Origin of the sequence: Shewanella sediminis HAW-EB3 (assembly GCF_000018025.1) — a bacterium.
GTDB lineage: Bacteria > Pseudomonadota > Gammaproteobacteria > Enterobacterales > Shewanellaceae > Shewanella > Shewanella sediminis.
Window position 1 is genome coordinate 874,594 of record NC_009831.1, and the last position, 13,095, is coordinate 887,688.

Annotated in this window: 14 protein-coding genes; 11 read left to right on the forward strand and 3 right to left on the reverse strand. The window is 45.9% G+C overall.

The genetic code is table 11. The annotated features are described in order from the left end of the window. Positions 1–52: 52 nt before the first annotated feature. Together SSED_RS24420 and SSED_RS24425 are read right to left on the reverse strand one after the other, a co-directional pair. On the reverse strand, positions 53–1,030 hold the full coding sequence (locus tag SSED_RS24420; protein ID WP_012141079.1) for a KpsF/GutQ family sugar-phosphate isomerase: 978 nt from the start codon (positions 1,028–1,030) through the stop codon (positions 53–55). Positions 1,031–1,069: 39 nt separating this feature from the next. Then, complete coding sequence (locus SSED_RS24425) at positions 1,070–2,029, reverse strand: calcium/sodium antiporter (protein ID WP_012141080.1); 960 nt, start codon at positions 2,027–2,029, stop codon at positions 1,070–1,072. Positions 2,030–2,306: 277 nt separating this feature from the next. Between SSED_RS24425 and SSED_RS03770 the strand changes: the two genes are divergently transcribed. The 11 genes from SSED_RS03770 (at position 2,307) to SSED_RS24785 (ending at position 11,855) form a co-directional block, all read left to right on the forward strand. Continuing rightward, the gene (locus SSED_RS03770; RefSeq protein WP_012141081.1) at positions 2,307–3,110 is read left to right on the forward strand and encodes an ATP-binding cassette domain-containing protein; all 804 of its coding nucleotides are present in this window, start codon (positions 2,307–2,309) and stop codon (positions 3,108–3,110) included. Positions 3,111–3,174: 64 nt separating this feature from the next. Next, entirely contained in the window at positions 3,175–3,957 is a 783-nt protein-coding gene (gene mlaE, locus SSED_RS03775) for a lipid asymmetry maintenance ABC transporter permease subunit MlaE (protein WP_012141082.1), read from the forward strand. Positions 3,958–4,013: 56 nt separating this feature from the next. After that, on the forward strand, positions 4,014–4,484 hold the full coding sequence (mlaD, locus tag SSED_RS03780) for an outer membrane lipid asymmetry maintenance protein MlaD (protein ID WP_012141083.1): 471 nt from the start codon (positions 4,014–4,016) through the stop codon (positions 4,482–4,484). A 9-nt stretch (positions 4,485–4,493) separates the two neighbouring features. Next, the gene (locus SSED_RS03785) at positions 4,494–5,150 is read left to right on the forward strand and encodes an MlaC/ttg2D family ABC transporter substrate-binding protein (protein WP_041421530.1); all 657 of its coding nucleotides are present in this window, start codon (positions 4,494–4,496) and stop codon (positions 5,148–5,150) included. Then, entirely contained in the window at positions 5,151–5,453 is a 303-nt protein-coding gene (locus tag SSED_RS03790; RefSeq protein WP_012141085.1) for an STAS domain-containing protein, read from the forward strand. Between the two features lie 4 nt (positions 5,454–5,457). Next, on the forward strand, positions 5,458–5,748 hold the full coding sequence (locus tag SSED_RS03795) for a BolA family protein (RefSeq protein WP_012141086.1): 291 nt from the start codon (positions 5,458–5,460) through the stop codon (positions 5,746–5,748). 13 nt (positions 5,749–5,761) lie between these two features. Next, on the forward strand, positions 5,762–7,021 hold the full coding sequence (gene murA, locus SSED_RS03800; RefSeq protein ID WP_012141087.1) for a UDP-N-acetylglucosamine 1-carboxyvinyltransferase: 1,260 nt from the start codon (positions 5,762–5,764) through the stop codon (positions 7,019–7,021). Between the two features lie 288 nt (positions 7,022–7,309). Next, positions 7,310–8,650: a sensor histidine kinase gene (locus SSED_RS03805; RefSeq protein WP_223295947.1), complete on the forward strand. Its 1,341-nt coding sequence runs from the start codon at positions 7,310–7,312 to the stop codon at positions 8,648–8,650. A gap of 174 nt (positions 8,651–8,824) precedes the next feature. Then, positions 8,825–9,457 (forward strand): response regulator, encoded by a 633-nt coding sequence (locus SSED_RS03810; protein WP_012141089.1) that lies wholly within the window; start codon positions 8,825–8,827, stop codon positions 9,455–9,457. A gap of 196 nt (positions 9,458–9,653) precedes the next feature. Then, on the forward strand, positions 9,654–11,345 hold the full coding sequence (locus tag SSED_RS03815) for an Ig-like domain-containing protein (protein ID WP_012141090.1): 1,692 nt from the start codon (positions 9,654–9,656) through the stop codon (positions 11,343–11,345). A gap of 342 nt (positions 11,346–11,687) precedes the next feature. Then, complete coding sequence (locus SSED_RS24785; protein WP_190273186.1) at positions 11,688–11,855, forward strand: hypothetical protein; 168 nt, start codon at positions 11,688–11,690, stop codon at positions 11,853–11,855. A 130-nt stretch (positions 11,856–11,985) separates the two neighbouring features. Here the strand turns inward: SSED_RS24785 and degS are convergent, their stop codons facing one another. Beyond that, on the reverse strand, positions 11,986–13,071 hold the full coding sequence (gene degS / locus SSED_RS03820) for an outer membrane-stress sensor serine endopeptidase DegS (protein WP_012141091.1): 1,086 nt from the start codon (positions 13,069–13,071) through the stop codon (positions 11,986–11,988). Between the last annotated feature and the right edge of the window lie 24 nt (positions 13,072–13,095).

Below are 13,095 nucleotides of genomic sequence, written 5' to 3' on the forward strand. Positions count from 1 at the left end.
TTAAACCTGCAGTAATACCGTGTTTGACGCACTAAACTTAGCGCTGACACGGCTAGATCACTCCCGCTTTTACCATATCCAGCATGTTCAATGCACCGATTGGCTGTTGCTGTTCATCGATGACAATCAGGCCGTTAATGTCTTTCTCTTCCATCACTTTCAATGCTTCGGCTGCCAAAATATCATCGGAAACTGTCACGCAGCCTCTGCTCATGGCATCACTTATCGAGGTCTTTCTCAGATTGACTTCTGCGTCGATAACCCTGCGCAGATCGCCATCGGTAAAGATACCGACGAGTTTATTATCATCATCGACGACGGCTGTCATTCCCAGCCCTTTCTTTGAGATCTCATATAGCGCATCTGTGATACAGATATTATGGCTGACCAGAGGGAGCTCGGAAGCTTTATGCATAACATCGCTGACTTTTAGCAGTAATTTTCGGCCTAAGCTACCGCCTGGGTGTGACAAGGCAAAATCATCCTTGGTAAACCCTCTGGCCTGTAGCAGTGCGACGGCTAGAGCATCCCCCATAACTAATGTGGCAGTCGTGCTGGAGGTCGGCGCAAGCCCCAGAGGACAAGCCTCTTCCGGTACTTCGATACACAGGTGTACGATAGACAGCTTTGCCATATTCGATTCGGGCTTACCCGTAACGGCGATGATTGGAAGTCCCATTCGCTTGATCACCGGCATCAAGGTGAGAATTTCACTGGCTTCACCTGAGTTGGAGATAGCTAAGATGATATCATTTTCACTCAGAACGCCAAGATCGCCATGGCTGGCTTCACCGGGGTGCACGAAGAATGCGGGGGTGCCAGTACTGGCTAAGGTTGCCGAAATCTTATTACCTATATGTCCGGATTTGCCCATCCCCATGACGATGACCTTACCGGTACATTCGAGGATTAACCGACACGCCGTGGCAAACTCTGCAGAATCTACATATTGGTATAGATTATCGAGAGCATTTCTTTCGATATCGATAACATTTCTGCCCCATTGGCGTAATTGAGTTTCATCTACCATTTTTATCTCTCTGTTGATTCGGCTTTATCACTCTCGGGATTAAGCGAGAAAAAGGACTGCTTGATACGCAACAAAAGTACAAAGTAACACAACACCATGCCAAGGCTTTAATTGGCGAACGCGTCCACTAAGTAATATGAGAACAGCTAGGGCGCTGCTGGTTGCGAGTACCATATAAAAATCTCGCGTGCTGGCCGCGGCATCAACCTCTCCGGGAGCGATAATGCCTGGTAATGCCAGTACTGCGAGGATATTGAATAAGTTTGAGCCGACTATGTTACCTATTGCCAGATCGTCTTCTTTCTTGAGCACACCGGCCACACAGGCTGCAAGTTCGGGCAAGCTGGTACCGATAGCGATAATCGTCAGGCCTATCACCAGATCTGAAAGGTGATAGGCTTTGGCAATGCCTACGGCTCCCTGTACCATCCAGTCAGCCGAAAGGGGTAATAATATGATGCCGACGACCAACCAGAGCACAGCTTTATATGTTGGGACCCCTTTAGGGATCTCGTCATCGGCCTCAACTTCTAGCGGGTCATGATTCTTATTGGTTAATCCATGCCAGATAAGATAGCCCATGAGGATAAAAAACAGCCCCATCAGCATGAATCCTTCTATGCGGGTGAGGAAGCCATCATGAAGGAAGTAGCCGGCAATCATCGTTGCACCGAGCATCAATGGGATTTCACGTAGCAGGGTCTGAGAGCTGACTGAGATAGCGCCTAACAGGGCTGTGATACCTAAGATGAGAGTGATGTTGGCAACATTTGACCCCAGTACATTACCGATAGCGGTATCTGTCATGCCTTCTATTGAAGCGGTTGCGGCAACGAACATCTCTGGGGCGGAGCTTCCCATCGCGACAATGGTGAGTCCTATCAACATTGGAGGAAGTCCGAGGTTTCTTGCAAAGGCTGCAGCGCCATAAACAAACTTGTCAGCACTCCAAACCAGGGCACCCAATCCAGCGATAAGCATGAAAATATTAAATAACATCAAATTACATTCTAAAGATAGTCTGACGCGCATTTTCGCTGGAAATGAGCAAAATTGAAAGTATTGAGGCAAGATAGTGTCGATTCAGTTGTGCCGAATAGGGCAATTACGTACAATTTGACTCTTTTCTTTCGCCAGACTTCCCAATTATTGTGGAATGTGCGCGATGTGGGATCATAAAGATGAGACAACAAAAAGCATTAAGTGTTTCTTTGTCTTTCGTCTGACTAGTCGTCTTCTCACCCTTTGCATAAATGGAAGTGAAATGAATCACCAGATGTCAATCGAGCCGAAACCATTGGTTGAAATTCAGAATTTGAATTTCAGCAGGGGCGAACATGTCATTTTTGATGATATCAGCCTGTCTATCCCTAAGGGGAAAGTCACCGCCATCATGGGGCCCAGTGGGATTGGTAAAACGACACTGTTGAAATTAATGGGCGGACAGCTGATACCTGACTCCGGGCGTGTGCTGTTTGATGGGCAAGATGTGCATAGATGCAACCGAGAAGAGTTGTTCAATATGCGTAAACGAATGAGCATGTTGTTTCAAAGTGGTGCACTTTTTACCGATATGAATGTGTTCGACAATGTGGCATTTGCGTTAAGAGAGCACTCAGGTTTATCTGAGAAGATCATTGAGCGCATTGTACTGATGAAACTTGAAGCCGTCGGACTGCGAGGCACGGCATCAATGATGCCCAGTGAGCTTTCCGGAGGAATGCAACGCAGAGCAGCCCTTGCCAGAGCAATAGCGCTCGAGCCTGAGATGGTGATGTACGATGAACCTTTTGCCGGTCAAGATCCTGTCTCTATGGGGGTCCTGGTTAAATTGATCAGTGAGCTGTCCGATGCACTTCAGCTAACCTCTGTGGTTATCTCTCATGATGTACAAGAAGTATTAAGTATTGCCGATTATGTTTATGTGATGGCCGATAAGCGAATCATCGCTCACGGGACTCCACTTGAGTTGAAAAATGCTGACAATCCTCAATTAAAACAGTTTATCGGCGGAGAGCCGGATGGTCCCGTTCCATTTCATTTTCCTGCTAAGGATTACCAAAAGGAGCTAGTAGGATAGAGATGATGGAGATAAATCATATTTTCTTATTTAAGTGTCATTGCATCATTCTCGGGAGTGATCAATGAATATGACTAATCAACTGGCGAGTCTTGGACGACTGACCATAGATTTTGTTGTCGGTCTCGGGCGTGCAGGTGTAATGCTGTGGGGAGCGATAGCACGTAAACCCAGAATCAAAGGCTTCCCATTATTTGTTAAGCAGTTATATGTCGTCGGTGTGCAATCGATGGTGTTGATTTTTGTTTCGGGACTCTTTATCGGCATGGTGTTAGCCCTTCAGGGCTATAACATCTTAGTTGGTTTTGGTACCGAAGAGAGTTTGGGCCCAATGGTGGCCTTGAGTCTTCTGCGAGAGTTAGGTCCAGTCGTAACGGCGCTGTTATTTGCAGGCCGGGCAGGATCGGCACTCACTGCAGAAATTGGTTTGATGAAGAGTACCGAACAGCTGTCGAGTCTGGAGATGATGGCTATCGACCCTCTGAGACAGATTATTGCACCCAGATTTTGGGCCGGAGTGGTGAGTCTGCCTCTGTTAGCTCTGATATTTACCGCCGTGGGGATCTATGGCGGACATGTGGTGGGAGTAGAATGGAAAGGGATTGACAGTGGGAGTTTCTGGTCGATTCTTCAGGCATCTGTCGAGTGGCGAGAAGACATAGTTAATTGCATCATTAAGAGTTTGGTATTTGCTGTGGTTGTGACTTGGATAGCTCTGTATCGAGGCTACCGGGTTATCCCTAACCCGGAGGGGATAAGCAAGGCAACAACGCAAACGGTTGTTCAGTCTAGTTTGGCCGTATTGGCGCTGGACTTCTTGCTTACCGCGGTGATGTTTGGTCGTTAATGGATGAACATGAATATCATTTTTTTGATATTTAAACGTAGAGTGGAAATGAGAGTATGTTAACTCGAAAAATTGAAGTTTTAGTGGGGCTATTTCTATTGTCAGGATTTGCCGCATTTTTAGTCTTGGTATTTAATGTGGCTAATATTGAAGTAAAGACGGGAGATAGTAGCTATACCCTCTATGCTAAGTTCAGTAATATTGGCGGCTTAAAAGTTCGTTCGCCGGTTAAAGTCGGCGGTGTGGTTGTGGGGCGAGTGAGTGCGATTAAACTTGATTCGTCTGAATTAGTGCCCATTGTCGAGCTGTCGATGGATAAAGAGTTTAATCAGTTTCCTGAGACAAGTAGTTTATCTATTTTGACCTCTGGATTACTCGGTGAGCAGTTTTTAGGCCTGACTCCAGGGTTTGAGGATGAGGATATTGCCATGTTAGTCGATGGCGATCGTATCGATGATACTCATTCCGCACTCGTGCTGGAAGATCTGATCGGTCAGTTCCTGTATAGCACCTCTTCAAAGGATTAAGAAATGAGAATGTATAATCACATTAATAAGTTAGTGGCTTCACTTCTACTGGTGGTTTTCAGTGCTTCGGCTCATTATGAAGACTCGGAAGTGAACACCATGGATCCCTATGATATGGTGGAAGCGGTTGCAAATAGGACTTTTGACAGATTTCATCATGATATTGACATAATTAAGACCAATCCTGACCACCTTAAGGTGATAGTCTCGGATGAGTTGATGCCTTATATCGATTATAAATATGCTTCCTATAAGGTCATGGGGACTTATTTAAAGAAGACAACCAAAGATCAGAGGGAACGCTTCGTTACCGCCTTTCAGGGCTATTTAATCTCAACCTATGCGCAAGCGTTCACCGAGTACACGGATCAAAAGGTAAAATTTGCCCCTCCGGCAGATTTTACCCATGAAAAGATGGTGAATGTGAATGTACAGATAGTCGAGCCTGGCCGCCCTCCGATTAAACTGCAGTTCAGAGTTCGTCGTTTGAAAGATGATAGTTGGAAGGCGTTTGATCTTGTGGCTGAAGGCGTAAGCCTGCTTGCATCGAAAAGCTCAGAGATCTCGAATCTCATTCGTCAAAAGGGGATCGACACAGTGATCCTTGACCTGGAGCAACGCACTCAGGGACATATTATTCGTGACCCTAAGGGGAAAAAGGTTTAAGTGGCAGAATTTATTGAAGATGGTGTGGTGTGTCGAGTAAGCGGCCGCTTATCTCAAGTTGAAGTTGTGAAGCTTTGGAGTGAGAGAGATACCCTAATGAGTAAAAGCGTTCAAGTTATTGACTTGTCAGCATTGTCCTACAGTGATAGTGCCGGGGTTGCTTTTCTCTTGGAGCTGCTAAGCCTAGCAAAGAGTGAAAGTAGAAAGCTTGTGCTGAGCTCACCATCGATTCAATTATTAAAATTAATCGGTTTATATGATTTAGAACTCTTCTTCAGTGAAGAAGCATTACAAGGTAGATAGAACCATGGATTCCAACGAAACAGAACAAGTTAACGAAGAAACAGCGAAACTGAAAGAGCTAGAGCAGTTGTTATTGGATGCTCTTTCATTAGATGAAGTTCATGTGACCCAAGCTGGTACTCACTATAAAATCGTTGCCGTCGGTGAATGTTTCGATGGAATGGGGCGAGTGAAGCAGCAGCAAACAATTTATGGGCCGTTAATGGATCGTATCACCAGTGGTGAACTACATGCGCTAACAATCAATGCTTTCACGCCAACACAATGGAAGCGTGAAAAAGTATTTAACATGTAAGCTGAGAGCGAAAGTGGATAAATTAAAAATTGAGGCGAGCGAAGCGCTTGCCGGTAATGTTGTAATATCGGGTGCAAAGAATGCTGCACTGCCTATCTTGATGGCGGGCGTCTTAGCTGAAACCGATTTTGTTGTCAGTAATGTACCGAACCTCAGAGATGTGAAGACGAGTTGTGAGCTTCTTCGTTGCCTTGGCGCCGAAGTCAGTCGCGGTGATAACAGTGAAGTGCGTATATCTACGACCTCGCTGGATCATTTTTGTGCGCCTTATGATCTGGTTAAAACCATGCGAGCATCGATCCTTATTCTAGGTCCCTTGTTGGCTCGCTTCGGCACCGCCGACGTGTCATTGCCAGGCGGATGTGCCATCGGTGCACGCCCGGTCAACCTGCATCTACACGGACTAGAGCAGATGGGCGCTAAAATCGAAGTCGAAGAGGGTTACATTAAGGCTCGTGTCGATGGTCGCTTAAAAGGTGCGCATATCTTTATGGATATGATCAGTGTTGGCGCAACCGAGAACTTATTGATGGCCGCCACACTTGCCGATGGTGAGACCATCATCGAGAATGCAGCCCGTGAGCCTGAAGTTATCGACTTAGCGAATTGCTTGATCGCCATGGGTGCCAAAATTGAAGGTGCCGGCACTGACTCGATTCGTATTCAAGGTGTTGAATCTCTGAAGGGTTGTCATTACCGTGTTATGCCTGACAGAATCGAGACGGGTAGCTTCTTAATCGCTGCTGCGGTAACACGCGGCAAGATACGTTGTGTTGATGCCGATCCATCAACTCTTGAAGCGGTACTGGCTAAGCTTGAAGATGCGGGAGCGAGCATTACAACCGGCAGCGATTGGATTGAGCTGGATATGCAAGGTAAGCGCCCAAAGGCTGTGAACATCAAAACGGTTCCTTATCCTGGTTTTCCGACGGATATGCAGGCACAGTTTTGCCTGTTAAATGTGTTAGCCGAAGGGACGTCGACGATAACCGAAACTATTTTTGAAAATCGCTTCATGCATGTTCCTGAGTTGATCCGTATGGGCGCTAACATGGAGTTAGAGGGCAATACCTGCATCATCCAGGGAATTGAAAGACTCAATGGTGCACAGGTGATGGCGACCGATCTGAGGGCCTCCGCCAGCTTAGTCATCGCCGGACTCGTGGCCGACGGTACGACGATTGTAGATCGAATCTATCATCTGGACCGTGGCTATGAACATATCGAAGACAAGTTTAAAGGCTTGGGTGGCCATGTTGAGCGAACTCAATAATTAAACCGCTATATTAGATATCAAGCCACCGTTGAGCTCATCGGTGGCTTTTTTATTCCTGTCTATTTCGATGTTGAGTGGCTTACACATGAAGCCTTACTCTCTTATCCAATAATCTGAAATCAACCAGTCAAAATAATCCAGAGTCGATCACATTCTTATACTGATAGGAATGAGAGTACTATGAATGTTATCTGTTTGTGGTAAGTTCAGACTATGCCGACATTTATTACTTTCAATATTTACCTATTCTACGGCCTGGTCTTTTTTTCAATAGGCTGTGTAGTCGTGTTTAGAAATTTCAAATACAGCCAACTTAAAATCGCCCCAACTCTCTGGGCGCTGGCACTATTTGGTTTCTCCCATGCTTTTCACGAATGGTCCGAGTTATACCTGCTGGAGTTTAGTGATGATATTCCCGGCAAGTTTCATCTGATGGCCGAGTGGCTCAGGCTGTTGAAGCTGTTTCTCTCATATGCTTTCTTGATGGTGTTCGCCTGGCTGCTGTTCGGAATTGGGACCAGATGGGTCGCCAGAGTTGGACGCAGTGTCGTGATTGCGACGCTTCTGGCCTACTTAGGGACCGTTATCTACTTTTCTCATGCTATCTATCTTGCCGAAGATACGTTTCGGCAAGCTACGTTTTATACCCGGCTCTTCTTAGGGTTTGGCAGTGCCTTTTTGGCTGCAACCGGGATTGCTCTCTACGGCTATAAGCTGATGCAGGAGCAGCATAAATATGGCAGCTACTTTATCGCAACCGGTGTTGGCTTGCTCTGTTACGGGGTTATGTCGGGTTTAGTGCCTACGGATCTACACCACAGTATTCCCGTGTTTCGCACTCTGGCTGGCGCATTGATTCTGTTTGCTCTGTTTAAGGCATTAAAAGTGTTCGATATTGAGAAGGAGCTGGCAACCGAGGCGAAGCTTAAACGCGCAATCGAAGCCGATAAATATAAAGCGATTGGTCACCTGGCTATGGGGATGGCCCATGAGATCAATAACCCCTTGGCTTCATCGACCTTAGCCCTGGATATATTTCAGCGAAAATCTCCGGAGCTAGATGAACAGCAACTCAAGTATATCGAGCGTATCAGCCTGGGTATCGAGCGAGCATCGGAGATCAGTAAAGAGTTACTCGCCTATGCGCGCCCTGCAAAGGGGAATACTTCACTCGTGCCTGTGAGTGAGGTGATTAGCGCCTCCATCCACCTCTTGTCCCATAAGCATCACAGCCATAGGATCAACATCGATTGCGAAGAAAATATCACCATAATGGGGCAGAAGGTGAAGCTGGAGGAGTTACTGATAAATTTGCTAACCAATGCCATGGATGCTTCTCAGTCCGGTAGCGAGATTGCCATTACGGCCGGTGAGTGCGACAGGTATGTGAGGTTGACCGTCGAAGACTGGGGCGCAGGTATGGATTCTGAAAGCCTCTCAAGAGCAACCGAGCTTTTTTATTCGACCAAGCCGATAGGTCAGGGAACCGGACTTGGTCTGGCTATCTGTGAGCAGATTGTGGCACTTCACCGTGGAGTGTTAAATATTGCGAGTGAGCTGGGACAGGGAACAAAAATTGAGATGCACTTTCCTAAACCGGAATTTTTTGAAAAAGATCAGCTATAACTTTTGCTGTTTACTTTACCAAGTTTAAGATTGGCTTGGCAGGTAAACTCATATTTCTACCTGTTTGGTGGTCAGAACGGTATTGGCCTAATAACTTGAGTTCAGACAGGAAGTTACCTTTGTAATTTGATATGGTTTTGTATCAGGTTTGTGTCGCTTTTTAAGGGGTGGTGGATGACGCGAGTGTTAATTGCGGAGGATGATGAGGATCTTCGCACAAATATGGTTGATATTCTCGAGCTTGAAGGTTTCGATGTGATTGCCGTTCCCAGTGCTGAAGAAGCCATTTTAGCCTGTCAAACCCACTCTTTCGATATCGCTTTAATGGATCTGGTGATGTCGGGAATGACTGGTGTTGAAGCTATTTCGAATCTGAGGCAAGAAAACCCCTTTATGGCAGTGGTGATTGTCACTGCCTACGCCACTGTAGACACTGCAGTTGATGCGATGAAGAAGGGGGCTGATAGTGTACTGACTAAGCCTTTTAAGAGTGTCGATCTCGTTATGACCATACGGCGAAGTATTGCCGAAAAGCAGTTACTGAAATCCAGTTCAGATATCGACTCAGATAGCGTCTATGCCGCATTGGCTAACCCGCTGCGACGTGAAACATTAAAGTCACTTGGTTGCCATAAAGAGTTGAAATTTATGGACCTGTGCCGTTTGGTTGGAGTAGAAGACCATACAAAGTTTAATTTTCATCTGCGTCAGCTTAAGAAAGCCGGGCTCGTTATGCAAAACGAGAGGAAGATCTATATTTTGACAAATACAGGTCAATTTGTTTTACAACACCATAACTTATCTTGATTTTTATTTCCCTGCATAAACAGTCGCTTAAATAACTTCTGATAACTATAGTTCACAACTTTAATCCGGTTGTGAACTCCCCTCATCTATCCCTTTATGGGTATTACCTCAATACTGGATACATGTCCAAAGAGACATATTAATCGCCCTCCCTGCAATGTTGGCGATATCAAAAAAGCCAAGTGAGGATGAACTTATGAATGTACAAATTCCCTTTAAAAAACTAGCACTTGCCAGCATGATAACCATGTTGGTAGCGTGTGGTAGTGATAATGATAATGACGAAATTACACTACCGGTAAATAACGCCCCCGTTGTCGTTGGTGACACAGCTACAGTAACGGTTTCTGAAGTGGTGACTATCGATGTATTGGCCAACGATACCGATGCAGATGGTGATACCCTATCAATCGTATCTGTTGACTCAGACAGCGCCGTTATCAACGCCGGAAAAATTGATTTCACAGCTGGTGCAACCGCAGGCGAAGTGAAGTTTAACTATACCATTACCGATGGTACCGATGAGGCGACAGGCGAAGTTACTGTAACGGTCGAAGCACTGCCTGAGCCTGAAGTACTGGCTTATGTCGGCTCTGCAGCTTGTGCAACGTGTCACAGCGGCAAGCACGAATCATTTGCTAAGACTGGTCACAACTTTAAGATTATTAAAAACCCTGGAAATGATGCTCCTGTATTTCCGTATACCCCAGCAACAACCATTACTGGCGCTATCGATCTATTGGTCGATTCAACACCAAATAATGATTTAGGTGCACCAACAAGTTATGACGAAGTCTCATATACAGTCGGTGGTTACGGTTGGAAAATGCGTTGGTTAGACAAAGATGGCTACATCGTCACCGGTAAGAATGTTCAATATAACATTCGTAATGCTGAAGGTGAGTTGAATATTCCTGATAATCACCCAGGCGATGCCGATGTTATGGGCGATTACAAGACTACCGAGTTCAATTATAAATATAGCTGTGGTAACTGTCATACAACGGGTTGGAAGCGCACTACTGATGTAGCTGGCGGGGATACTCGTAATCCAGATCGCCAAGATGGCCTTCCAGGCATGAATGGTACCTTTGCAGAGCAAGGCGTTCAGTGTGAATCTTGTCATGGTGCGGGTAGTTTCCACGTCAAAGCACCGTCAAAAGACAATATCACTAAGGTTGCAGTTGCACGTACTACCGATGACTTCTTAGCTGAAGATATGGCTTACGGTAAGGCTGTTACTTGTGCCGAATGTCATACTCGCGATGGTGAGAAAGATTATCCAACATTTGTCAGCCATTATAACGACGCGTTCCCTAGCGGTAGTAAAGTGGGTGGACGAATCATCTCCAGCAGCAGATTATCGAAGCATCACCAAACCGGTGATGAGATGTTAGGTGTTGTTCCGGAAGACCATGGCACTTACAAAGCGGGTGATGAAATTGGTCCTAAGAGCGGCATGGCGTGTACCTCTTGTCATGATTCTCACAAATCTACCTTGAATGCAGATAGTGCCGATGGCCTACACACTGGAGCTGTTAAAGCGTGTACAGATTGTCATAATGCTACTGAAGGTCCATTGAAAACCAAAGAGTTTGCTCAGAATACACATGCTGCAAGTTTCCATGCGGATGCTGTGTGTACCGACTGTCATATGCCTAAGCTCGCTAAGAGTGCTATTAAGACCGCGCCAAGACAAGGTGGAGCAGATGTGGTATTTGGTGATGTGAAGTCTCACTTATTCACTATCGACCTGGACCCTACAGCTAAGCAGTTTACCGAAGATGGTAAGTTTCAAATGCCTTGGGCAACCGCTGAGTTCACCTGTGGTAACTGTCACGCTGACTATAACGAGAGAGCTGTAGCACTACCTAAGATTCATCTGTAAGTCACTATAATTATAAGAGTCTGTTAATTTAGTCCCTTGCCCATCAAGCCACTCCAATTAATAATCGGAGTGGCTTTTTTTATTCTTGCCTCCCCCCCAACCCTTTAGTAGACACATGTTCGTCGAGAGCCACGAGCTACGACACTCTCCATGTAGGAGCGACTTTAGCCGCGAATGTTTAAGGGCTACGAGCTACGAGCTTCGAATAACAAATCACTAGCCGTTAACCATTACCTTGTATCCTTGATATGTTGTTCCCATCATGAAACTTTATTCATTATTACTACTGCCCCAGCTGAGCTAATCTGTAGGTATCGGTGTGATTTTGAAAGGGAATTATCTATGAATATATGGCTAAGGGTGAGTGTGTTAGTCGTGTTGCTTGGTGCCGCAGTGGTTTGTTATGCGGCCAGCTTCTCAGGTGGCGCAATAATTTTCATGCTGTTAGGAGTACTGTTTGAGCTCGCTTTTTGGGTTGGGTTGTTTAAAACGACTACACACAAGTCTTAGTTGTATAATTAAGACGGTTTGAGGTTAACCTGGTTTGAGTCGCTGAGGATACGAAGCTCTTTAAGAGGAGGGTTCGGGGAAGAGTAAAGCTGCCACTCCTGTGATGAATGGCAGCCAATATGATTAACGTTTATTGCTCTTCTGCAGAGAGATTCTCACCGATAGTGACAGGGACATCGTAGTATTTACCTTTACGGATAATTGTCATTGTTATCTGCTTGCCGGGCGTTGTTTCGGCAATTCTATCCATCAGCATTTCGACTCCCGGTACGACTTCACCTTCATACTTAGTGATAACATCTCTTGGAGCGAGTTGTGCTTGCGCCGCAGGCCCCTGAGGGTCTACGCCGGTGATCATCACTCCGGTTAGATCCGGAAGGTTTAATATCTGAGCCACCATAGAGCTGATGGGTTCACCTGTAATACCTAAGGCTCCACGTATGACGCGACCATCTTTGATCAGTTTACCCATGATGCTGTGAGCAAGCTTAATCGGGATCGCGAAATTGATGCCATGGCCTCCACCTTCTTCGCCAACCTGAAATGCCGCTGTATTGATGCCAATAAGCTGACCACTGGTATCGATCAATGCACCACCGGAATTCCCCGCATTAATTGCGGCATCGGTTTGTAGGAAATCAAGATAGCCAGAGCTCAAACCGTTACGACCCGTCGCACTGATAATACCCTGTGTGATGGTTTGGCCAAGGTTATAAGGGTTGCCAATGGCCAGGACGACATCACCAACTAAGGCCGGTACATCCAGGTTTATAGGGACGATAGGCAGATTGCCCCCCTCAATTTTAAGTACGGCAAGGTCGGTTATCGAATCTGAGCCTACGACTTCTGAGGTGAACTTGCGGCCATCTTGCAATGCGACGACGATTTCATCGGCATTTTTTATTACATGATAGTTAGTGAGAATGTAGCCTTCATTACTCATGATCACGCCAGAGCCCAAGCCTTGAAGTGAGCCTGAGTTAAGCGGCTGGTCACGGTTGACACTTAAGCTATATATATTGACGACAGCGGGAGCTGCCCGGCGGACAGCTTTAGAAAATGAAAGCTCGAAGCCATTATCACCGCGCTTCTGAATAAAAAGGCTCGATGCGTCCTTGTTAGTCAACAGTGGAGTCACAAAAAGAAAGACAGCAGCCATTATCAGGCCAAAAATAACTGCCTTGCCGACATATAATAGTGTGTCTTTGAGAGCCATATTAGGAGGATGTAGATAAAATTT